This is a genomic window from Pseudarthrobacter sp. PvP004, from assembly GCF_017876035.1.
Classification (GTDB): domain Bacteria; phylum Actinomycetota; class Actinomycetes; order Actinomycetales; family Micrococcaceae; genus Arthrobacter; species Arthrobacter aurescens_A.
Genome location: NZ_JAGINL010000001.1, coordinates 3,247,922 through 3,269,638 on the forward strand (window position 1 = coordinate 3,247,922; position 21,717 = coordinate 3,269,638).

General features: G+C 62.9%; 18 protein-coding genes and 2 pseudogenes. 15 read left to right on the top strand and 5 right to left on the bottom strand.

Features of this window, described 5'->3' with window-relative positions:
• Positions 1–68 precede the first annotated feature (68 nt).
• The 4 genes from J3A64_RS14555 (at position 69) to tgt (ending at position 3,794) form a co-directional block, all read left to right on the top strand.
• Positions 69–608, top strand: a complete 540-nt coding sequence (locus J3A64_RS14555) for an NUDIX hydrolase family protein (protein WP_011773488.1) — start codon at positions 69–71, stop codon at positions 606–608.
• Between the two features lie 73 nt (positions 609–681).
• The gene (locus J3A64_RS14560) at positions 682–1,665 is read left to right on the top strand and encodes a DUF6707 family protein (RefSeq protein ID WP_011773487.1); all 984 of its coding nucleotides are present in this window, start codon (positions 682–684) and stop codon (positions 1,663–1,665) included.
• Between the two features lie 60 nt (positions 1,666–1,725).
• A complete protein-coding gene (locus J3A64_RS14565; protein WP_210064656.1) occupies positions 1,726–2,436 on the top strand; it encodes an SRPBCC domain-containing protein in 711 nt (236 codons plus the stop codon).
• A 47-nt stretch (positions 2,437–2,483) separates the two neighbouring features.
• On the top strand, positions 2,484–3,794 hold the full coding sequence (gene tgt / locus J3A64_RS14570; RefSeq protein ID WP_011773485.1) for a tRNA guanosine(34) transglycosylase Tgt: 1,311 nt from the start codon (positions 2,484–2,486) through the stop codon (positions 3,792–3,794).
• A gap of 81 nt (positions 3,795–3,875) precedes the next feature.
• On the opposite strand, the gene J3A64_RS14575 is transcribed toward tgt, so the two are convergent.
• Positions 3,876–4,586: a queuosine precursor transporter gene (locus tag J3A64_RS14575; protein ID WP_210064658.1), complete on the bottom strand. Its 711-nt coding sequence runs from the start codon at positions 4,584–4,586 to the stop codon at positions 3,876–3,878.
• 282 nt (positions 4,587–4,868) lie between these two features.
• Here J3A64_RS14575 and J3A64_RS14580 point away from each other — a divergent pair, with 282 nt between their 5' ends.
• The 3 genes and pseudogenes from J3A64_RS14580 (at position 4,869) to J3A64_RS23985 (ending at position 6,998) form a co-directional block, all read left to right on the top strand.
• Positions 4,869–5,531: a TetR/AcrR family transcriptional regulator gene (locus tag J3A64_RS14580; RefSeq protein ID WP_210064660.1), complete on the top strand. Its 663-nt coding sequence runs from the start codon at positions 4,869–4,871 to the stop codon at positions 5,529–5,531.
• A pseudogene (locus J3A64_RS14585) lies at positions 5,528–6,435 on the top strand (TIGR01777 family oxidoreductase). Before J3A64_RS14580 ends, J3A64_RS14585 begins: the two are co-directional and overlap by 4 nt.
• A gap of 77 nt (positions 6,436–6,512) precedes the next feature.
• Complete coding sequence (locus J3A64_RS23985) at positions 6,513–6,998, top strand: hypothetical protein (RefSeq protein WP_014920745.1); 486 nt, start codon at positions 6,513–6,515, stop codon at positions 6,996–6,998.
• A gap of 92 nt (positions 6,999–7,090) precedes the next feature.
• On the opposite strand, the pseudogene J3A64_RS23990 reads toward J3A64_RS23985, so the two are convergent.
• Positions 7,091–7,474 (bottom strand): annotated as a pseudogene (locus J3A64_RS23990) (isoprenylcysteine carboxylmethyltransferase family protein); the annotation flags it as partial.
• Positions 7,475–7,900: 426 nt separating this feature from the next.
• Between J3A64_RS23990 and J3A64_RS14595 the strand changes: the two are divergent.
• The 5 genes from J3A64_RS14595 to J3A64_RS14615 all read left to right on the top strand — a co-directional run bounded on the left by J3A64_RS14595 (position 7,901) and on the right by J3A64_RS14615 (position 13,441).
• Entirely contained in the window at positions 7,901–9,310 is a 1,410-nt protein-coding gene (locus J3A64_RS14595; protein ID WP_210064662.1) for an MFS transporter, read from the top strand.
• 185 nt (positions 9,311–9,495) lie between these two features.
• Entirely contained in the window at positions 9,496–10,158 is a 663-nt protein-coding gene (locus J3A64_RS14600; protein ID WP_011773479.1) for a response regulator transcription factor, read from the top strand.
• A complete protein-coding gene (locus J3A64_RS14605; RefSeq protein WP_210064663.1) occupies positions 10,155–11,570 on the top strand; it encodes a HAMP domain-containing sensor histidine kinase in 1,416 nt (471 codons plus the stop codon). The genes J3A64_RS14600 and J3A64_RS14605 overlap by 4 nt, the downstream gene beginning before the upstream one ends.
• Positions 11,563–12,552 (top strand): TAXI family TRAP transporter solute-binding subunit, encoded by a 990-nt coding sequence (locus J3A64_RS14610; protein WP_014920741.1) that lies wholly within the window; start codon positions 11,563–11,565, stop codon positions 12,550–12,552. Before J3A64_RS14605 ends, J3A64_RS14610 begins: the two co-directional genes overlap by 8 nt.
• A gap of 52 nt (positions 12,553–12,604) precedes the next feature.
• Positions 12,605–13,441: a hydroxymethylpyrimidine/phosphomethylpyrimidine kinase gene (locus tag J3A64_RS14615; RefSeq protein WP_374100549.1), complete on the top strand. Its 837-nt coding sequence runs from the start codon at positions 12,605–12,607 to the stop codon at positions 13,439–13,441.
• Positions 13,442–13,529: 88 nt separating this feature from the next.
• On the opposite strand, the gene J3A64_RS14620 is transcribed toward J3A64_RS14615, so the two are convergent.
• Positions 13,530–14,462, bottom strand: coding sequence for a cytochrome b/b6 domain-containing protein (locus J3A64_RS14620; protein WP_011773475.1), 933 nt, complete (start codon positions 14,460–14,462; stop codon positions 13,530–13,532).
• 303 nt (positions 14,463–14,765) lie between these two features.
• Here J3A64_RS14620 and J3A64_RS14625 point away from each other — a divergent pair, with 303 nt between their 5' ends.
• Positions 14,766–15,380 carry a TetR/AcrR family transcriptional regulator gene (locus tag J3A64_RS14625; RefSeq protein WP_014920738.1) on the top strand — a complete coding sequence of 205 codons (615 nt, stop codon included), beginning with the start codon at positions 14,766–14,768 and terminating at the stop codon, positions 15,378–15,380.
• Here the strand turns inward: J3A64_RS14625 and J3A64_RS14630 are convergent.
• Together J3A64_RS14630 and J3A64_RS14635 are read right to left on the bottom strand one after the other, a co-directional pair.
• The gene (locus J3A64_RS14630; protein WP_210064667.1) at positions 15,377–16,678 is read right to left on the bottom strand and encodes a serpin family protein; all 1,302 of its coding nucleotides are present in this window, start codon (positions 16,676–16,678) and stop codon (positions 15,377–15,379) included. The two genes, J3A64_RS14625 and J3A64_RS14630, sit on opposite strands and share 4 nt — an antisense overlap.
• A 140-nt stretch (positions 16,679–16,818) precedes the next feature.
• The gene (locus J3A64_RS14635; protein WP_014920736.1) at positions 16,819–18,333 is read right to left on the bottom strand and encodes an XRE family transcriptional regulator; all 1,515 of its coding nucleotides are present in this window, start codon (positions 18,331–18,333) and stop codon (positions 16,819–16,821) included.
• 145 nt (positions 18,334–18,478) lie between these two features.
• Between J3A64_RS14635 and aceA the strand changes: the two genes are divergently transcribed.
• Both aceA and aceB read left to right on the top strand, forming a co-directional pair.
• The gene (aceA, locus tag J3A64_RS14640; RefSeq protein WP_011773472.1) at positions 18,479–19,822 is read left to right on the top strand and encodes an isocitrate lyase; all 1,344 of its coding nucleotides are present in this window, start codon (positions 18,479–18,481) and stop codon (positions 19,820–19,822) included.
• Positions 19,823–19,935: 113 nt separating this feature from the next.
• A complete protein-coding gene (gene aceB, locus J3A64_RS14645; protein WP_210064669.1) occupies positions 19,936–21,588 on the top strand; it encodes a malate synthase A in 1,653 nt (550 codons plus the stop codon).
• The last annotated feature ends 129 nt before the right edge of the window (positions 21,589–21,717 follow it).

Consider the following 21,717-nt stretch of genomic DNA (forward strand, 5'->3'; position numbering starts at 1 on the left):
GAGCGTAACCACGCAGCCAGCGGAACGCCACCAAGGAACTTCGGCTGGGGATGCGGTAGAACTTAACCATGAGCGTACGTACACCCGACCCGTATCCAGGCTGGCTTTCAGATGAAGACCTCTTCGAAGCCCGCGGCCGACTCCCCATGGTCTATGTGGAGGCTGTTCCGGTCAGGCTGGACCCGCTCGGGTATGTGAACGAAGTCGGCACCCTCCTCCAGGGCGACGCCGACGGAAACATGGTCCGCTACCTCGTCTCCGGCCGCGTCCTCTACCGCGAGACCATCCGCGCGGCCCTCCTGCGGCACATGGAGAAGGACCTCGGCCCCTTGGCTTTCCCGCAGCTGCCCATCAGCCCAGTTCCCTTCACGGTGGCCGAATACTTCCCGGCTCCCTCCCAGACAGGTTTCACGGACGACCGCCAGCACGCCGTTTCGCTGGCTTACATCATTCCTGTGACCGGCGAATGCGACCCCCGCCAGGACGCCTTGGAACTCACGTGGATGACGCCCCAAGAGGTGCTCAGCGACAACGTGCAGCAGGAATTCGACGGCGGCCGCGGGAACCTCGTGCGGCAGGCACTGGCTTTCTCGGGCATCGTCCTCTAGCGGGTCCCGACACCCGCGTCGGCAGCTCTTTGTAGACTGGACGGCGGACCCCACGAGAACCAAAGGACTTCCGATGACTCACAGCCCAGCCACACAGCAATACAAGGAAAAGCAGGCTGGGGACCTGCAGCCCGGGGATTTTGTGTTCCCACCCGGCGACGGGCCGGCCGAGGAAATCGCCGCCGTTGAGGTGGAAAACGACGATTACGGCTTTGCCGCGTTGCTGCTGGTGACACTGGTCGACGGCGGCACGGTGCGGATCGCTGTTGGATCCACCGTTCCTGTGGGTGACGGTGTTCCGGCCGACGCCGAAGGCTCCATCCCAAGCGCCGCGGACTCCAGCACCTCCGCGGAAGGCGACGCCGAGGCTCCCGCCGGACCCGCCGTCGTGGTTCCTCCCCGCCCGGAGACGCCGCCCGCGTACACCGGCCCCACCGCCGAAGAGCTCGCCCTCATCCCCGAGCCCGACGGCACACCCGAAGCCGTAGTCCGTGCCGCCGCCGCCAACCACAAAGGCAAGAACGGGGTGCAGGTCCTGGCAGAACGGCTGGCGAAGGGCATCAACACGAAGTCCGGAAGCTGCCTCCGGGACCTCAGTGACCTCGCCTTTGACCTGTGCATCGTGCTGCGCGATCCGGACCACGCCTTGACCGTCGCCGACCTGCTGAATGTGTTGCCGTTTGATGGAAACCTGGACCGCTGGGCGTCCATCGAGCGGGCGCTGGCGTTGTCCAGTTTCATCTGCCGCGAGGCCGGACAAAGCGAACGAGCCGCGGTCTACGAGAAACTGCTGCGCGCGCCCGAGTCCCAGGAAGAAGACCCCTTCAAAGCCCGGATCAATGCCCGGGTCCGGCAGCGCTCGCTGAACGAACCCAACCTGTACGACAAAGAAATCTTCCGGGCGATCGATAACGGCAACCACGAAGCCGAGCGCGAATGGCGGTTCCTGCGGCTCGAAGCGCTGATGTTCCTGCGCGCCCACGGCGGATCGAAGACCATCGACGAGGACGAGCTGGCCCGGCGGATCGGCAATGAACTCGAGTCGGTGCGCGCGTAACGCTATTTCGGGAATATCAAGCCCTGTTCTGTGGGCGCCAACGGCGGTAGATTCGGGGCCATGACGAACAATCTGAGCGTTGTGATTAATGCCGACGCGCAGCAGGTTTGGACAATGCTGCGTGAACCGTCGCTGGTGGCCCAATGGCACGGCTGGGAAGCCGATGACCTCAACGACGAAATCAAACAGATCTACTTCAACACAGATGTTGTGGAGGGGCCCGATCATACGAGCCTGACCGTCAACGGCGGCGATGTCTTTGAGCTCCACCCCGTCTCCGGTGGTACCGAAGTGCGGGTCACCAGGGCCGCCCTCGACCACAACTCGGAATGGGCCGAGTGGGATGAGGACATCACCCAGGGCTGGCTCACGTTCCTGCACCAGCTGCGCTTCGCGCTGGAACGGCACCCCCACGGGCACCGACGTACGCACTTCATCTCTCTTCCGGGCAAGGGCGGTCCGGCGATTGAGAAGCTGGGACTCGGGGATTTGCCGCCTGTTGGGGAGGAGTACTCACTCACACTCGCCACCGGCGAGAAGATCTCCGGCAAGGTCTGGTTCAAGAGCCGCCACCAGGTGGGCCTCACCGTGCACAGCTACGCCGAGCATGGGGACGGACTGCTGATCGTCGCGGAGCAGCTGCCGATTCCGGAAAAAAGGCCCGACGGCGGGTCAATGGTGATTGCCTCCACCTACGATCTGGGAGCCCACACGTTGGCTGTCATCCGGTCCTCGTGGGACAACTGGAAGGCTGAGAACTACGGTTCGTAGAGGTTTTTGGGCAAGTTACCCGCGGTAAAGCTGGCACACTTGGTAGCGTGCCAGCTTCCTCTTCTGCTCCTGCTTCTTCTCCTGCGCTGCCCGGTTTGTCCCAACGGCAATCCGAGTTCTCCTTTTCGGTGGGCAAGCGCCTGACGGAAACGTGCTCGCCGTCGGACTCTCAGGTGGACGCCAACGGCGGCGCTTTCCTGGGCCGCACCGGAACCATCACCACGCCGCACGGGACCATCCAGACGCCCGCGTTCATCGCCGTCGGGACCAAAGCAACCGTCAAGGCAGTGCTGCCGGAGTCGATCGCCGAACTCGGCGCGCAGGCTGTCCTGGCCAACGCCTACCACCTGTACCTGCAGCCGGGACCTGAGATCCTCGACGCCGCGGGCGGGCTGGGCGCGTTCATGAACTGGTCCGGGCCTACCTTCACAGACTCGGGCGGATTCCAAGTGATGAGCCTCGGCTCCGGGTTCAAAAAAGTCATCGACATGAAGAACGTGGACAGCTCAGGACCCGACGACGCAGTGGCGCCCGGCAAGGAGCGGCTGGCGCACATTGACGACGACGGAGTCTGGTTCAAATCGCACCTCAACGGGGATCGGCACCGCTTCTCCCCCGAAATTTCCATGCAAGTCCAGCACCAGATCGGCGCGGACATCATGTTCGCCTTTGACGAGCTCACCACGCTGCAGAACTCACGGGCTTATCAGGAGGAGTCGCTGGAACGGACCCGGTTGTGGGCGCTGCGGTGCTTGGAGGAGCACGCTCGCTTGACCTCATCCCGTGTGGGCAAGCCGTACCAGGCGCTGTTCGGCGTGATCCAGGGCGCCCAGTACGAGGACCTGCGCCGCAAGGCATGCCAAGACCTTGGCGCCATGCCCTTTGACGGGTACGGCATCGGCGGGGCGCTGGAGAAGGAAAACCTTGGCACGATCGTCCGCTGGTGCAACGAGGAACTTCCCGAGGACAAGCCCCGGCACCTGCTGGGCATCTCGGAGCCGGACGACATTTTCACGGCCATCGAGAACGGCGCCGACACGTTCGACTGCGTCTCCCCCACCCGCGTTGCCCGGAACTCCGCGTTCTACACGCCGTTTGGCCGGTTCAACCTGTCCGGCGCTAAGTACAAGACCGACTTCGGGCCCCTGCAGGACGGCTGCGACTGCTACACCTGCGTGAACTATTCGCGGGCCTACATCCACCACCTGTTCAAGGCCAAGGAAATGCTCTCGGCAACCCTGATCTCCATCCACAACGAGCGTTTTGTGGTGAAGATGGTGGACGATGCGCGCCTTGCCATCGAATCCGGGGACTTCTTTGAGTTCAAGGCGGAGACTCTGGGCCGGTACTACTCCTAGGCGTCGAGTTCGCCGGAAGCATGCGTGAGCGTGCGGAATCTTGCGGCGACCTCACACGCTTCCGGCGAACTCGGCGAAAGCCTACGCCGCGACGACTCCGTAGCTCGGCTCGCGCTTCTTGATCCAGCCAACAACCAGCACTGTGACCGGGACGAACAGGAACTCCACGGCGGTCTTGTAGACGAAGCCCACCAGGACGTAGTTCAGGAACGAGCCGAAGTCCGTGATGCCAATGACCGACGCCGCGATGCTGCAGAAGATCAGGGTGTCCACGAATTCACCCACCACCGATGAGCCCATCAGGCGCGCCCACAGTGACTTCTCGCCGGTGCGGGCCTTCATCCTCACCAGGATCCAGGAGTTGATGGTCTGCCCGGCCAGGAAAGCGAGCAGCGAACCGAGGACGATCAGCGGAACCGGGCCCAAGGCACCTTCGATGGCAGCCTGCTTGGCGGTTCCATACTCGTCATTGAAGCCGGGCAGCACGATGATGATCCAGTAGCAAAGGGATGCGAACACCGAGAGCGCGAACGAGGTGATGATGGCCTTGCGCGCCACCTTGAAGCCGTAGACCTCACTCATGACGTCGCCCAGAATGTAGGCGAGCGGGAACAGGAAGAACCCGCCGTCAGTGATGATCGGGCCAAGCACGACGCCCTTGGACGCGCCGATGTTGGACAGGATCAGCACCACGGCCATGATGGCCAGCATGATGCCGAAATACGGGGAGCCGATCGAAGCGAAGCGCGGAGCGGGCTTGCTCAAAGTACTGGAGCCGGAGGGCGAGGGCATGGGTCATCCATTTCGTAGTGGTTCGCGCAGGCCCCCATAGTGAGGTTGCCCCGCTGTATTAGCACTGTGGTTGGTGGGGCATCGGGCCCGGCACCGGTTCCATTCTCCCACCACGGACCCTCTCTCACATCCCACCCCCTTCCGAGCAGCCCTCTCTCACATCCCACCCCCTTCCGAGCAACCCTCTCTCACCTCCCGCCATCCTGTCGCCGTTTTGAACACGTTCAGAAAAGTGACATACTCGTTCTTGAACACGTTCAAAATTCACGCAAGGAGCAGCTGGTGGCAGCAAAGAGTGAACAGACCCGTCAATTGGTGGCCGATGTTGCGCTGAAGATGTTCCGCGAGGTCGGCTTCGAAAAGACCACCATGCGCGCCATTGCACAGGAGGCCGGAGTCTCGGTCGGCAACGCCTACTACTACTTCGCTTCCAAGGACGAGCTGGTCCAGGAGCTGTACATCCAAGTCCAGGATGAGCACGCCGTGGTTGCGGCGCAGGCCCTCGAAGGGGTTCAGGATCTCGCGGGGCGCCTGAAAGCAGTGCTCCACACCGGCGTCGACGTCATGGCGCCGTACCACCAGTTCGGTTCCGACTTCATCGCGACGGCGATCCGGCCGTCGTCGCCCGTCAATCCGTTCGGCGAGGCGTCCACCGCCGCCCGCGAGACCTCGCTCGCGATCTTCCGTTCCGCCGTCGAAGGTTCCTCTCCCGCCGTCGCCAAGAAACTGCGCGGCGACCTGCCTGAGCTGCTGTGGTTGGCGTACATGGGCGTCGCGCTGTTCTGGGTTTACGACAAATCCGAGGACCAGCGCCGGACACGAAAACTTATCGACGGCGCTGCCCCGCTGGTGGCGCGCGGCCTGTCGCTGGCGAAGATTCCCGGTGTCAGCAAGGTGTTCGACGACGTCCTGGGGCTCGTGCGCAGTGTCAAGGAAGAGTCATGATGTCGCGGACGGTGTTGATCGCGGGTGCTTCCGGCTTCATTGGCGGCTACTTCAAGCAGCGGTTCATTGCCGAGGGGTGGCAGGTCCGGACCGTTGGGCGGGACGCCTCGGCGGACGCGCAATGGCACGACGACGGCGCCATCACCAAAGTGCTGAACGGCGCCGAGCTGCTGGTGAACCTCGCCGGACGGTCTGTGAATTGCCGCTACGACGAGAAGCACCGACGGGAGATTCTGGACTCCCGCGTTCTGACCACACGTGCATTGGGCCGGGCTGTGGCTGCCTGCGCCGAACCGCCCCGGACGTGGATCAACTCGAGTACTGGAACCATCTACCGGCACGCCGAAGATCACCCACAGTCGGAGGTCTCGGGCGAATTGGGCAGCGGGTTCTCCGTGGACGTAGCCCGGGCTTGGGAGGATGAGTTAGCGGCTGCTGTTGTGCCGGCTACGCGGAAGGTGCCGCTGCGCATTGCGATCGTGTTGGGGGCCGGCGGGGTCATGAGCCCCTCCGTAACCTGGCCCGGCTTGGCCTAGGTGGACACATGGGCCCGGGCACGCAAAAGTTCAGCTGGATCCATGTGGAGGACTTGTTCCGGGCGGTGGTGTTTATCCACGCGGATCCCGGAGTGACGGGTCCGGTGAACGCAGCGTCGCCCTACCCCGTGGACAACCGGGAGCTGATGGCCCTGGTTCGACGGAGCATGGGTGTCCCCTTTGGCATCCCGACGCCAGCGTGGCTGCTGGAGGCCGGAGCCGTTCTGATCCGTACGCAAACGGAGTTGGTGCTGAAGAGCAGATGGGTGGAGCCCCGAAAACTGCTCGATGCCGGCTTCACGTTTGGGTACCCGTCGTTGGCAGGCGCCCTCAACCAGATCGCGAACCCCACACGCTCTCTCACATAACCGCCCCTTCAGCCAAACCATCTCTCACCTAACCGCCCCTTCAGCCGAACGCTCTCTCACATCACTCGGAGGTAATCGTGAGCCAGGAACCATGGACCGACGAAGATGAGTACGCGCTGGCAACAAAACGCCCAACCGGAGGCTGGCGTTACGGCCCGAAGGACCGGGTGGTGCTGGGTTGGAAAGGCTTAGTTGTAGGAATCGTCGTGGCTGACGCGGTGTTCTTCCTCTCCTGGGCCATACCGTCCTGGAACCTCAACCCGAGCCAAGCCAGCTACACCATGACCATGACGGCGACGGCGATGATCATAGGGATCATCCCGATCGGCGTCGTGGGGACAGCTGTCGGTTGGCCTTTGGGGGTGGCATTGCGAAGCATCCGCAACCAGTGGGTTCATGTAGCCGCATTCTTCGCGGCCGGGGCGATCATCTGCGTCCCCTTCGGAGGATTTTGGAGCTCCTCCGCATGGACCTTCCCTTTATCCATCGCCTTCGCAGCCGGCGTTGGCCGCCTCGCTGTCTGGAAGCTGGCGCGAATCAACCACGCCGGCGATCCGACGTAGCGGGGAACATCCCTCTCATAGTCTGCGTAGGACTGGCCAAACCGCTCCTGGAGCGCAGACTCTTCCCACTGCGCGCCAAGGTGTTCCACCAGCATTCCAGCAGGCAAAGTCATCACAGCCCAAGCAGAACCTCGGTTGACTGCAACTCCCGCATGGATGAGCCACCACCCCAGGTACATTGGGTGGCGACTCAGGGCATAGGGTCCGCTGGTGACCAGGTCCTCGGGGTGGCCCAAGGAAAAGTTTCCGGTCGTTTTACGCCGGCGCTCCGCGACTGCCCACCCGGCGATCCCCGCGCCAACCAATGCCAAGCCAACACCGGCTGCTTTGAGCCGGGCATTGGGCTCTGCGACGCGAGCGGGGCGCAGGCGATTGAGGACTTCATCAAGCACCAGGCCAACAACCTGTCCTGGCGGCAGCGGGATCCTCGCTGCCTCCTGCAGCATTACGCGAGCTGTTCGAAGAACTGCGCCCATGCCACGAAGATAACTCCGGCCGTTCCCGAAAGCTACTGAGAGAGCGACGCAACCAAACACGAGGGACCTGAGAGAGCGACGCAACCAAACCCGAGGGACCTGAGAGAGCGACGCAGCCAAACCCGAGTGATGTGAGAGAGCGTCGTGCCGCGTAGCCGAGCCGCCGCCGTCGAGCCTTGGCGTTCGCGGGTTGGGGTCCCACCAAACTCAAGCCGAAACCTAAGGAAGTGTTAGGAAATCCCCCGCGGACTAGGGCTGTGCCGTGCATCACCCATAGTTTGGAACATGTCCTCTTCACCCTGGAGGGCCTTTCTTAGTCGACGAAGAGCCATGCGCAAGGACGCCATGAGCACGAGCTTCATGGACAGAACGAACTCATGCAAGACACGGCCGTTGCAAAACGCTGCCGTCCAGGAAGGTTCATTGATGAGCACCCAACAAGCTGAAACTCTGAGCGAAGCCGCCCAGACACGCAAGGCCGTGAGCAACATCCTCAAGGGCTCCGCGGGCAACCTCGTGGAGTGGTTCGACCTCTACGTCTACACGGTTTTCGCGGCGTATTTCCAGTCGCACTTTTTCAACTCCTCGGACGACCTGCAGGCAGGGCTTGAGGCGATGGCCGTCTTCTCGACGTCGTTCCTCATGCGCCCGATCGGCAGCTGGTTCTTCGGCCGCTACGCCGACCGTAAGGGCCGCAAAGCTGCGCTGACACTCAGCGTGACCATGATGTCGGCGGGATCTTTCGCCATCGCGATCCTGCCAACGCAGGACGTCATCGGCCTCTGGGCTCTGATCCTGCTGGTGTTTATCCGCATGATCCAGGGCTTCTCGGTGGGTGGCGAGTACGGCACCAGCGCTACGTACATGTCCGAGGCTGCAACGGCCAAGCGCCGCGGTTTCTTCTCCAGCTTCCAGTACGTGACGCTGATCGGCGGCCAGATGCTGGCCCTCCTGGTGCTGGTGATCCTGCAGAACACCATGAGCAAGGAAGACCTGACGGCGTGGGGTTGGCGCATTCCGTTCGCCTTGGGTGGCGTTGCTGCGTTGGTTGTTCTCTGGCTTCGCCGTTCGATGGAAGAGACTCTTTCCGCAGACCAACTCCGCGCCGCACACGTCAAGGTTGAGGGTGAAGCGCAGCCTGGCACCATGAAGCTGCTGTTCACCAAGCACTGGAAGCCGCTGCTGATCTGCATCGGCATCACCCTGGGTGGCACCGTGGCGTTCTACACGTACACCAACTTCATCCTCAAGTTCATGAACGATACGTCCGGCATCGCCAAGACCGACACCTCCGTCATCAACTTCTGGGCTCTGTTCATCTTCATGCTGCTGCAGCCCGTGTATGGCATGCTCTCGGACAAGATCGGCCGCAAGCCGTTGTTGATCTGGTTCGGCGTCACTGGCGTACTGTTCACGTGGCCGCTGCTCTCCACACTGGCTGGAACCAAGGACCCGTTCGTGGCATTCCTCCTGATGTTCGGTGGCCTGCTGATGGTGGGCGGCTACACGTCCATCAACGCGCTGGTGAAGGCTGAACTGTTCCCGGCATCCATCCGCGCACTCGGCGTTGGACTCGGTTATGCGATTGCCAACTCGCTGTTCGGCGGGACGGTTCCGCTGATTGGAGCTGCGCTGCAGAAGTCGGGCCAGGTGGATTTGTTCTTCACCTACGTCACCGCCGCGATCTTCATCTCGCTGCTGGTTTACATCTTCGCGCTGAAAAACAAGAAGTCGACTCACCTGGATGCGGAGCAGGGCCACGCCTTCGTGGCGAAGGGCACCGCAAAGGGCGCTGCGAAGGACGACGACGACAAGAAGGACCTGGTCAACGCCTGATCTGTTTCTGCGCCTGATCTGTGCGCCTTGTGAGGCCCGTTCTGCGCTCTTTGGATACTCCGAAGGGCGCGGAGCGGGCCTCACAACGTTAAGCTCTAGTAGCGGACAAGCCCTACGGACTGGCCCAACCAGCTCGAACGGACCAGACCCGCGGACCAGCCCACGGCAAGCCAAAGGACATGACAGTGCACGTGCTCATCGTCGAGGATGACGACGCCATGGCGTCGGCCTTGAGTGCAGCCGTCGCCTCCGCCGGCCACAAGCACACCCGGGTTTCCCGCGGGGAGGATGCGCTGCTCGCTCACCGCCAGCACGAGGTCATCCTTCTTGACCTCGGCCTTCCGGACCTGGATGGCTTGGACGTCCTGCGGAAACTTCGCCAGGTCACACAGATCCCCATCCTGATCCTGACTGCCCGCGACGACGAACGCAGCGTGGTGCTGGGTCTCCGATCCGGAGCGGATGACTACCTCGTCAAACCGGTGAAGCTCGTGGAATTGCTCGCCAGGATCGAAGCCGTGACGCGTCGGACCAACAGGGTGGGCAACACAGCACCCCACAACATAGTCCTCGGAGAACTGGAAGTGGACCTCGACCGCCGCCTGGCATCCGTGGGCCAAAGGCAACTGGCCCTGACCGCAACGGAGTTCGACCTCCTGAGCCTCCTCGTCAGGAACGCAGGCTCGGTGGTGACCCGGGAGCAGATCCTTGACGCGCTTTGGGGTGACGCGTTCCTGGCACACTCCAGGTCCTTGGACGTGCACCTCACAGGCCTCAGGTCCAAGCTCCAGCTTCCCGGATTCATCATCAACGTCCGAGGCGTCGGCTACCGCGTAGAGCAACCGTGAAAGTCCGCGTTCTGGCCATCCTGAGCCTGCTTGTGGTGGTCATCGTTGTGACGGTTTCCAGCGTGATCCTCACATCGGCCAGCCGAGAGCTCACCCAGGAACTGCAGATCAACCGTGTCGCAGCCCTTAACCGTTTCGCGCAGCTGGCCAGCGACTCCGCAGAGGACAACAACACAACTCAACTGCAACGGGAAATGGACCGGTATTCCGAGCTTTATGGTGAAGGGATCCTGATCCGGCTTCAAGAAAAGAAGATCCGCTCCGGCGGCCTCAGCGAGGACCAGCCCGAGGTCCGCGACGCCCTTTACCGGGCGAGTCTCAACCTCAGCGACACCACGCTGAACCCCATTCGCGCCTTCGGGACCGGCAACGACATCATTTCCAGGCCCTTCGGCACAGCGAGCCAGGTCCTCGGCGAAGTGGTTGTTGAAGTCAACCTCGACGCCGCGCGGCAGAAACTACGCGAGCGGTGGCTCGTGGTTGGACTTGCCGCGGCGGCGCTGGGTGCGCTGCTCCTGGTGGCGGCGTCCCGCATCACGGCTTGGGTTCTTCGGCCGGTCCACAGACTGAGCAAGGCAGTCCACGAGCTCGAAGCCACGGGTAAGACCAGCCAGCTTCCCGAGGCCGGTCCGCCTGAGCTCCGCGAGCTGAGCCGGTCCTTCACGGCCATGGCAGATACCGTGACCGAAAGCATGGAGTCACAGCGCCGGCTCATCGCCGATACTTCACATCAGCTCCGGAACCCTGTTGGCGCGCTGCGCCTGCGCATCGATCTGCTGCAGCTCGCCCTGCGATCGGAACCCGGGAAAGAAGCTGCGGCCGGCGTGGTGGCGGAACTTGAGCGGGTTGAGGAAATGCTCGAAGGCGTGCTGAAGCTGGCTACCGCTGAACACCGGGCTTCTGAAGGGTCTGCCCGTGCGGAACAGGAATCAGGGCACCAGCGTTTGGGCATCACCAATCCTTTCCCGGTCCTGCAGGGCGAAGTGGAAAGGGCGACGCCGGCAGCTCACCTTGCGGGGGCACAGCTGACGTTGGTGGGCCCACCGTCTGACAGCCCGATCGTGTGCGACCCCGACGAACTCGCACACATGGTGGGCGAACTCCTCGCCAATGCCATCAAGTACGCCCCGGGTGCCCGCATTACCGTGGCCATCAAAGCTACGAAAGGAGGCACCGCCGTCGAGATTTCCGACGACGGTCCCGGCCTCCCGGCCGAACAGCTCGCCGCGTCCACCACCAGGTTCTGGCGGGCGCCGCAGCACAGCAGTATCCCTGGCAACGGGCTGGGCATGACCATCGTGGAGCGGCTGGCAGAAGCAAATGGCGCGAAGTTGGTCCTGGAATCGCGCGAGCCGCACGGGCTCACTGCCCGTCTCGAGTTCGCACGACCACGGGAGGACGGTCATGCTTGAGTTCCCTGTCATGTCCCGGCGGAGTGTCCTTCAAACCGCCGTCGCACTTAGCCTGGGCGGCAGTCTGCTCACGGCCACCGCCGCGTGCACTCCGGAGGAACCCCTGCAGGAGCTCACCGTCGCCGGTGGTGAAGCCGGCGGCTTCTATCTGGAGTTCGCCACCCTCCTGGCGGCGCTGCTGCAGCGGGAGCGCGTCGCCGGAAGGGCCGTCGCATTGACCACCGGCGGCAGTCTGGAGAACATCCAGCGGGTCCTGTCCGGCGAGGCGACCTTCGCCGTCGCGCTGGCCGACGCAGCAGCCCAAGCAGCCGCGCCCGCCGGTAAGCCAGCGCAGCCCGAAAGCAAGTTGGTGGCGCTTGGGAAGGTGTACCAGAACTACGTCCACTGCCTGGTGCGGGAGGACAGCGGAATCCGCACCTTTACTGACTTGGCAGGGAAGGCTGCGGGCGTGGGCGAAGTGGGCTCGGGGACAACGCTCACGGCCGGACGGATCATTGCGGCCGCGGGACTGTCTGAACCGGACCGGGCTGTGAAGCAGGTGAACCTTGGTTTGAACCAAGCTCTGGCTGCCTTGAAGGACGGGTCCATCGACGTCATGATCCAGTCGGGAGGCGTACCTACGGCACCCATCGCTGCCGCGGCGCGGGACCTCGGCGTCCGGCTGCTTGACCTCTCCGACCTCATTCCGGCCACGCGGGCTCAGTCCGGGTTCTTCTACGACCGCGTCCTGATCCCCGCCAACAGCTACGGGGACGCGCCGGCTGTGTGGACCGTCGGCGTCGCGAACCTTCTTCTGTGCCGCAGCGATCTGGCGGACCATGTTGTTCGGCAAACTGTGGAGCTGTTGGTGGAACAAGCCCAGGATCTGGTTCCGAAATCCAGCACCGGCGTGCAATTCCTTAGCCCGGAGACGTTAATCAACACGGCCGGTGTCCCCCTGCATCCGGCGGCGGAGGCCGCCTATCGGGCACTGCATGGGTAGCCCTCACGGGCCAAAATCGGTCCACGGCCGGGCAACTGGCAAAATGGAAACCATGACTTCAGCCGTTGCCCCTGCCATTGCCCTGACCATCGCCGGTTCCGAAGCGACCGGCGGCGCCGGTGCGCAGGCCGACCTCAAGACCTTCCAGGAACTCGGAGTGTTCGGCATAGCGAACCTCACCTGCATCGTGTCCTTCAACCCGCAGGACAACTGGAACCACCGTTTTGTCCCGGTGGATCAGCAGGTCATCGCGGACCAGTTGGAGGCCACGACGGCGGCATACGGTGCCGCTTCCGGCGCACCTTCGGTCCTGGACACCGTGAAGATCGGCATGCTGGGAAGCCCGGCAACCATCAGCACCGTGGAGAAGGCACTGACTGACGGCGATTTCGCGAATGTGGTTTTGGACCCGGTTTTGATCTGCAAGGGCCAGGAGCCGGGCCACGCCTTGGACACTGATCAGGCGCTGAAGGCCCAGATCCTGCCGCTGGCTACCTTCGTCACGCCGAACCACTTCGAAGCGGAGTCGCTGTCAGGGCTGACCATTAGCGATGAAGAGTCGCTCAAGGCTGCTGCTATCAGGATCCACGAGATCAGCGGTGCAGCAGTCCTCGCCAAAGGTGGCGTGCGGCTGGAAGGCCCGGACGCCGTCGATGTTTACTACGACGGCGAGACGCTGGAAGTCCTCCGCGCCCCGAAGGTTGGCGACGTGGCTGTGTCCGGCGCTGGTTGCTCCCTTGCTGCAGCTGTGACCGCCGAGCTCGCCAAGGGTGCGACGCCCCTTGAAGCAGCCCGGACTGCGAAGGCTTTCGTGACTGCCGGCATCAAGAACCGGGTGTCCTCCGGTGCGCCGTTCGATGCCCTGTGGCAGGGCGGGGCTCTGTCCTAGCTTCTCTCGTTACAGACAAAAGCAGCCGCCCCGGAAACACTTCCGAGGCGGCTGTTTGTCTTTGCGTGAGGGCTTCTTTGCGTGAACGCTAGCGCGAGACCTTGCCCATGAGCGAGGCGATCGGCCGCAGGAACAGCGGGCGGGCAAGGAACCAGGCGGCCGCAGTGAAGACGATGGAAGCCGCGAAGATGCCGAAGCCCCACCAGCTGTTGTTATCGTCGTTCGACGCGTACATGTGGTTGAGGTTCCTCAGGGCGCCGGTAGCCAGCACCAGGGTGACGTGGACGATCACGAAGGCCACGAAGTAGATCATCACCGGGAAATGGACCTTCCGGGCCAGTTCGATCGGGTAGAACTTGTTGATCGCAGCCTTCTTGGGCCATGCACCGGACATCCGAATGCCCGTGAGGATGGCCAGCGGTGCCGCGATGAACACCGTGATGAAGTAGGTCAGGAGCTGGAGGCTGTTGTAGTTGTTCCAACCGTTTTCAACCGGCCAGTTCAGCGAGGCGTACTGCAATCCGGCGGAGACGGCGTTGGGGAAGACATCCCAGCTGGTGGGAACGATCCTCAACCACTGACCGGTAGCGAAAAGCAGCACGATGAAGATGATGCCGTTCAGGACCCAGAGCGCGTCCAGCGTCAGGTGGAACCAGAGGTCCAGGCTGATCTTGGTGGGCGGGTTCTTGGTCTTGATGAAGCCCTTGTTGTTCCGGGTCCAGTTTGCCGCCGGGCGTGTGGTGGTCCGCACCTGCCAGCCCGAACGGATGATCAGGACAATGAAGAACATGTTCAGGAAGTGTTGCCACCCCAGCCAGGCGGGGAAGCCGGTGGGAGCGCCCTCAGGAACGGCCGAGTGCCCGGGGTAATCCACCAGGAACTGCTGGACCGGCTGAAGGGTCCGGAGCCATTGCGCCACGAGCACCAGGATGAGGGCCACCACCAAAGCTCCTGCGGTGACGACGACGGGTTTGAACCACCTGTTCGACGTGATCCCGGACGACTTGCTTGAAACGGACATCAGGCCGCGTTCCTCTCTGGCTTGTTTGGCTGCGACCAGTTGGCGCTATATAGCGATTCAACCAGTTGCAGCCCGACGGTGAAAACGGCACCCGGGTTTCGGGGCGTTCGACGTCAAAAATCGCAGCATTCGGATACATGCCGCAATACGTATTTCTAGAACAGACTTCCAGAATTATTTCCTGTGTTTCACGGGGCAGTCAAGGCTTGTTGATGGCTATGTGGATTCTTTCGGAGGTAGGATTCCAAAAAATGGCCGGTCGACACTCCGGTCTTTGCCTTGCCTGTGAGAGGAGCCCAAAGCATGGTCCGCAAGACATCCGAAGTAGCCAACAACGCGGGCTCCTGGCAATGGACCCGGACAGCTGCCACCCAACGCAACCTGCTGGACGCTGCCACCGAAGTGTTCGTCCAGCATGGCTTCACCGACGCGAGCATCTCGGACATCGTGGCGCGCGCCGGATCCAGCGTCGGCAGCCTCTATCACCACTTCGGAGGGAAGACCGAACTCTTCCTCGCGCTCTGGGACGACTACCAAAACGAGCACGAAAGGCTGGTCGCCGCGGCCGTGGCCAAAGCCCGGAAGGCCGGCGAAGACGATCCCTTAGCGCTGTTCAACGTGGGCAGTCGCAGCTACTTCGACTACACCTGGAAGCACCGGGATCTGGAGCGCGTGTTCATCGAAGGCGACACTCCCCCGGGCTTCGAAGTACTCAGGCGGGAACGCGGCCGCGAATGGGTCCGGCAGAACACCGTGCTCCTCGGCGCCAGCGACGACACCCTGGGCAGGCTCACGGTCGCGGTGATCACGGACATCGTGACAGTGTCCGGGCAGGAAGTGGCTCTGAGCGCATCCAAGCAGGCAGCCGACGAGGTTGTTCAAGCAGCTGCAGTCCTGGTGGAGCGACTGGTCCGCTAGCGCGGGTCCGCCACCCACCCCGTGAACAGGGGCATGCCCGTCTCACTGTGAACGATCTGGTAATGGAACGGGTGATCAAGGATGATCTTCCGTTCCGGGACCATCGCGCTGGACGCCTCTGCATTGATTTGGGTCACCGCTGAAGCGATGGTCCCTTTCTCAGCAACAGTGATGTTGGCTGCCTGGGCCGCCTGCGTCAGCTTCATACCCTGCTGGATGGAATCGAAGTCGGTGGAAGTCGCCAGCATGTCCTTGAGTCCCAGCGTTTCGAACACTTTCCGCAGTTCGAATGTGGTTTTGTGGTCCCACTTGGGCATGCTGATGTGGACCATGTCCTGTTGTGCCCCGGAAAGCTCCCTCGCCACATCGGCAAGCACCTCCGCAGAAACCGCAGCCGGACCGTCCGGACCAGACGCACCGCCGTCGGGCAGTATCAGCCGCATCACGAAGCCCTCGGCGTAAGGCAGGTCCACTGCCTTCCAACCCGGAGCTTCCGCGTAGGCCATGGTGAGTGATGAGTGCATGGTGGGTACGTTGATCACTTCGCCTCCGGCCTTGGTGAAGGGGCTGTCCGCCGTGTCGTTCGCGTCGAAGGGAGCCTGCCAGGCTGCGGCGAAGTAGAGGGCGTTGAGCAGGCTGAAGGTGTTGTCCGGACTGTATTGTGCAGGGGCTTCCTTGATCCGCCCACCGGTGTTTTTGCTGACCCACTGGTCAATGGCGGGCTTGGTCACGGCCTCGTCCCTGAAGTTCACCGGATACACGCCCGTGCCAAAATGCTTACCCAGCGTGGTCAGAAAAGCCTCGCCAGTGGGCACCCCTTTGTCCACGAACAGCCCGTTGGCAGCGTGCATGACCGGCTTCTGCGGCGGGTTCTCTTCGTCCACTGAGCCGGGGTCGCCGTCGAACTTTTCAAGGGAGGCGAGCAGCGCGTTCATCGCTTCGTCGCGCCCTTCGGCCGGCAAACCCAGAACCGAGTCCATCTCCGCAGCAGTGACCCCCGACGCCCCGGCCCGGAGCATGCTCAACGCAATCAGCAGGCTGGCGGGCGACGAGACCACGGAGCCGTTGCCGGAGTCGCCGCCATCGGCGAGCAGCGTGACACCGAGCTTGCGCGCTGACGCATTGAAAGCCTCAAGCTGCGCAGAGTAGTCCGCAGTTTGAACCGAAACGCGAGTCACGCCGTCGGCCGTCAAGAGCCCGACGTCGGCTGGTTGGGGCGCGCAGGCACTGATCGTCGCGGAGCCGCTGACCAGCGCGGCTGCCGCGATCAGCGTTGTCGCTTTGCGGACTCGATTCATGACGCATCCCCCTGCTTGGTGTCGTCCTCACATGGTGCTCCGTTTGTGGTGGGAACTCACGCGATCTGAGAGAGGGATGGCCAAATGTTGCCGGAATGTGAGAGAGGGTCACGGCCAAGCACGAGGGATGTGAGAGAGGGTCAGCGCTCGGAGTGGGCCGCCAGGAAGCTGTATACCTCTGTCTCGTCCACGCCGGGGAACGCACCCGGGGGCATGGCTGCCAGCAGGTGCGAGTGCGCGCGGGCGGAGGGCCACGCGTTGCCGGCCCACTCGTTCGCCAATGATGCCGGGGGCCGCTTGCAGCAATTGGGATCCGGGCAGTTTGACGTTGCCCGGGCAGTGGTCTCGCGCCCCCGGAACCATTTCACATGCTGGTACGGCACACCAATACTCAGGGAAAATTCACCGGCGGCCGACCGTTCGGTCCGAGCCGTGCACCAGTACGTACCCGAAGGGGTGTCCGTGTACTGGCTGTAGGCGCTGAATTTGTCCGGCACATCGAACACTGCACGGGAGGTCCACGCCTTGCAGGACGGTTGTCCTTCAATTGCCCCGGTGTGGTCCTGCGGGAAGGTGACGCCGTCGTTCTCGTAGGCCTTGTAAATGATGCCGGACTGGTGGGTCTTCTGGAAGTGCGTGGTGATGCCCAAATGCTTGGTGGCCAGGTTGGTGAAGCGGTGCGCGGCCGTTTCGTAGGACACGGCGAAGGCGTCGCGAATGTCCTCCACGGCAATTTCCTTGGCGGCCTTGGCTTTTTGCAGGAACTCCACCGTGGCCTGCTCGGGGAGGAGCAACGCGGCAGCGAAGTAGTTGGTCGCCACCCGCTGCGCCAGGAAATCCCCGTAATTGCGCGGAGTTTCGTGCCCCAGGACGTAGTGGCCCAGCGCCTGCAGGAGGACCGAACGGGGGTCGTGATCCTGGCGTTGGTTCTGCGTCAGATAAATTCTGCGGTTCTTCAAATCGGTCACGGACCGCGTGGAATGGGGAAGATCACCCACATGGTGCAGGGTGAAACCCAGGTTCTCGGCGATGTCCGCGATAACGTGCTGGCTCAGCGGACCGGTGGTGTAACCCACCCCTTTGAGGACCTTCTGCGCCTCCGCCTCGTACTCGGGGAAATAGTTGCCGCGCTCGCGCATCATGGCACGCAACTCGCCGTTCGCGCGGCGGGCTTCTTCCGGCGTCGCGACTTGCTCATTAAGTTTGCGTTCGAGCTCCTGGAGCAGCCCCACCTGAGACTCCAGCACATCGAGCGGAAGCCGCGAGCTGATGCGGATTTTGGGCAGGTTGAGAGACTCGTAGAGCGGCCCGCGCTGGTACCGTTCGAGCTCAATTTCCAAGGCCGCCCGACGGCTTGGCGGCTCGGCTCCGAGCAGCTGATCGATGGTCACATTCAGTGACGCGGCGAGCTGCTGCAGCAGCCCCAACTTGGGCTCGCGTTTGCCGTTTTCGATCAGGCTCAACTGGCTGGGTGCGGTCCCGACGGCGGCACTCAAGTCGTCCAGCGTCAGCCCCGCCTGCTTGCGCAGATGGCGCACGCGGCGGCCAAGGCTGATGACGTCCAGTTCAGGGGACGCAGCGGGTAACGACGGCGACGCGACTTCGCGATTCCAGCTCACAGGCGACATTTCTTGAGAATACGCGAAGAAGTGCATTTCTTTCCATAGTTTTCCCCTAGTAACCCTCTTGGAAGTGCAGAAAAGTAGGTCTTACGAAAAAGAAACACAGACCCCGGGCAAGCCGGCCGATGCAGCAATGGCGCAGCGGAGGCCGGCCCGGGCACCACATAGGAGATCAAAGATGACCGCTTCATTTGAACCAGCAGAGTCGTCCGCTCAGGACACAGCAGGCGAGCAGGCCGCAGCGCTGGAACTTGAATGGTCCGCCAACCCGCGTTGGGAAGGCGTCACCCGCGATTACTCGGCTACCGACGTCGTCCGCCTCCGCGGTCGCGTCTCCGAAGAGCACACCCTGGCCCGCCGCGGTTCGGAGAAGCTGTGGAAGCAGCTCACCGAAGAAGCTCCTACCGGCGGCTACACCAACGCTTTGGGTGCGCTGACCGGCAACCAGGCAGTGCAGCAGGTCAAGGCCGGCCTCCGCGCCATCTACCTTTCCGGTTGGCAGGTTGCAGCTGACGCCAACCTTTCGGGCCAGACCTACCCGGACCAGTCCCTGTACCCGGCCAACTCGGTACCCCAGGTTGTCCGCCGCATCAACAACGCCCTGCTCCGCGCAGACCAGATCGAATATGCCGAGGGCGTCAAGACCGTTGAGGACTGGCTGGTCCCGATCGTCGCCGACGCCGAAGCCGGCTTCGGTGGCCCGCTGAACGCCTACGAGCTCATGAAGTCCATGATCACCGCCGGCGCCTCGGGCGTTCACTGGGAAGACCAGCTCGCGTCCGAAAAGAAGTGCGGCCACCTCGGTGGCAAGGTCCTGATTCCCACCCAGCAACACATCCGCACCCTCAACGCAGCCCGCCTGGCAGCCGACGTCGCCGGCACCCCCACGGTGGTCATCGCCCGCACCGACGCCGAAGCAGCAACCCTGATCACCTCCGACGTTGACGAGCGCGACCAGGAATTCATCCTCCGCGAAGGTGGACAGCCTGTTCGCACGGCCGAGGGCTTCTACAAGGTCCGCAACGGCATCGAACCCTGCATCGCCCGCGCCAAGGCCTACGCACCGTACTCCGACCTCATCTGGATGGAGACCGGCACCCCGGACCTGGAGCTGGCCCGCAAGTTCGCCGAGTCGGTCAAGGCCGAGTTCCCGGACCAGATGCTTTCCTACAACTGCTCCCCGTCCTTCAACTGGCGCAAGCACCTGGACGACACCACCATCGCCAAGTTCCAGCGCGAACTCGGTGCCATGGGCTTCACCTTCCAGTTCATCACCCTGGCCGGATTCCACGCCCTGAACTACTCGATGTTCGACCTCGCCCACGGCTACGCCCGTGAAGGCATGAGTGCCTACGTCGAGCTCCAGGAAAAGGAATTCGCCTCCGAGTCCCGCGGCTACACCGCCACCAAGCACCAGCGCGAAGTCGGCACAGGCTACTTCGACGACATCGCAACAGCGCTCAACCCGAACGCATCCACCCTCGCACTGGTCGGATCGACCGAAGAGGGCCAGTTCCACTAAACCAATTCCCGACGGCGGCTGTCGCCTCCGGCCTGCGGACCGGCTCCTTGGCCTGGTGCGCATCTCGCGGAAGTGCCGCCGTCGAACATTTGCTTCTCATAGGAGAGATTGAAATGAACAGCTTCACTGACAACTTCACTATCAATGGCATCACCATCACCGCGCAGCCCATTTGCCGGCAGAACGAGGTCCTCACGCCGGACGCCCTCGAGTTCATTGGCAAGTTGCACCGGGCGACGGCGGATCGTCGTCAGGAGCTGATGCAGGCACGGCACGCCCGCCGCAACCAAATTTCAGGGGGCCAGGATCCACGGTTCCTGCCGCAGACCGAAGCCATCCGGAATGACCCGTCGTGGCGTGTCGCTCCCCCGGCGCCGGGCTTGGAGGATCGTCGCGTCGAGATCACGGGCCCGGTGGACAAGAAGATGACCATCAACGCCCTGAACTCCGGTGCCAAGGTTTGGTTGGCTGACATGGAAGACTCGTCCACACCGACATGGCGGAACGTGATCCAAGGGCAGCTGAACCTGACCGATGCTTTGGAGCGCCGGATCGATTTCACTTCTCCTGAGGGCAAGGAATACAAGCTGAAGTCGGCCGAGGACCTGCCTACCATCGTGGTCCGCCCCCGTGGCTGGCATCTGCCGGAGAAGCACATGCTGATCGACGGCAAACCGATCGCTGGCGGCATCGTGGACTTCGGGCTGTTCTTCTTCCACAACGCCCGCCGCCTGATCGCCCAGGGCAAGGGCCCGTACTTCTACCTGCCGAAGATCGAGAACCACCTCGAAGCCCGCTTGTGGAATGACATTTTCGTTCTGGCCCAGGACCTGCTCGGCATCCCGCAGGGCACCATTCGCGCCACGGTTCTGATCGAAACCATCACGGCTGCGTTCGAGATGGAAGAGATCCTGTACGAGCTGCGTGACCATGCTTCGGGTTTGAACGCCGGCCGGTGGGACTACATCTTCTCCCTGATCAAGAACTTCCGCACCCGCGGACCGCGTTTCGTCCTCCCGGACCGCGGCCAGGTGACCATGACCCAGCCGTTCATGCGTGCCTACACGGAGCAGCTGGTCCGGGCTTGCCACCGCCGCGGGGCCATGGCGATCGGTGGCATGGCTGCTGCTGTTCCCAACCGCAAGGACGAAGCAGCAAACCAGGCTTCGTTCGAGAAGGTCCGTGCGGACAAGACCCGTGAGGCCAACGACGGCTTCGACGGTTCATGGGTGGCCCACCCGGACCTGGTGCCGGTGTGCCGAGAAGTCTTTGACGAAGTTCTCGGAGACCGCCCCAACCAGCTGGACCGTTCACGCGAGGACGTCACTCCCGATGACCGCGCACTGATCGACATCGCCAGCACCGAGGGCACCATCACCGAGGGCGGGGTTCGCCTGAACATCGAAGTGGGCATCCGCTACATCGAGTCCTGGCTGCGGGGCAACGGAGCTGTGGCCATCCACAACCTCATGGAAGACGCCGCCACCGCGGAGATCTCCCGCTCCCAGCTGTGGCAGTGGATCCACTCCCACGCCATCACTGACCACGGTGACATCATTACCCGCGAATGGGTTGAGGACATGCTGGATGAGGAATACGCCCGCCTGGAACGCTTCGACGGAGACCGCTTCGCTGATGCCCGCGCCATCTTCGAAGAAGTCACCCTGGCCGAGGAATTCCCCACCTTCCTGACCATCCCTGCGTACGCCCGTTTCCTCACTGAGGCCCGTGAAGAGGCCACGGAGGAGGAACTCGTCGCGGCCTAGTTCTACTGGGTAGCGACACCATCAAGCCCCGACGCTGGGCTGCCTGCACTCTTCGCAACAAGTGACCCCGACCGTCGGGGAGGCAGCCCAGCAACGGGGCTTCTCCATGCCCGAGCCCATGCCCGGGCC

Bases quoted from the DNA above. Each gene is read 5' to 3' on its own strand.
- J3A64_RS14555 (WP_011773488.1), top strand. From the start codon at position 69: ATGAGCGTACGTACACCCGACCCGTATCCAGGCTGGCTTTCAGATGAA.
- J3A64_RS14560 (WP_011773487.1), top strand. From the start codon at position 682: ATGACTCACAGCCCAGCCACACAGCAATACAAGGAAAAGCAGGCTGGG.
- J3A64_RS14565 (WP_210064656.1), top strand. From the start codon at position 1,726: ATGACGAACAATCTGAGCGTTGTGATTAATGCCGACGCGCAGCAGGTT.
- J3A64_RS14575 (WP_210064658.1), bottom strand. From the start codon at position 4,586: ATGCCCTCGCCCTCCGGCTCCAGTACTTTGAGCAAGCCCGCTCCGCGC.
- J3A64_RS14595 (WP_210064662.1), top strand. From the start codon at position 7,901: ATGAGCACCCAACAAGCTGAAACTCTGAGCGAAGCCGCCCAGACACGC.
- J3A64_RS14610 (WP_014920741.1), top strand. From the start codon at position 11,563: ATGCTTGAGTTCCCTGTCATGTCCCGGCGGAGTGTCCTTCAAACCGCC.
- J3A64_RS14615 (WP_374100549.1), top strand. From the start codon at position 12,605: ATGACTTCAGCCGTTGCCCCTGCCATTGCCCTGACCATCGCCGGTTCC.
- J3A64_RS14620 (WP_011773475.1), bottom strand. From the start codon at position 14,462: ATGTCCGTTTCAAGCAAGTCGTCCGGGATCACGTCGAACAGGTGGTTC.
- J3A64_RS14625 (WP_014920738.1), top strand. From the start codon at position 14,766: ATGGTCCGCAAGACATCCGAAGTAGCCAACAACGCGGGCTCCTGGCAA.
- J3A64_RS14630 (WP_210064667.1), bottom strand. From the start codon at position 16,678: ATGAATCGAGTCCGCAAAGCGACAACGCTGATCGCGGCAGCCGCGCTG.
- J3A64_RS14635 (WP_014920736.1), bottom strand. From the start codon at position 18,333: ATGCACTTCTTCGCGTATTCTCAAGAAATGTCGCCTGTGAGCTGGAAT.
- aceA (WP_011773472.1), top strand. From the start codon at position 18,479: ATGACCGCTTCATTTGAACCAGCAGAGTCGTCCGCTCAGGACACAGCA.
- aceB (WP_210064669.1), top strand. From the start codon at position 19,936: ATGAACAGCTTCACTGACAACTTCACTATCAATGGCATCACCATCACC.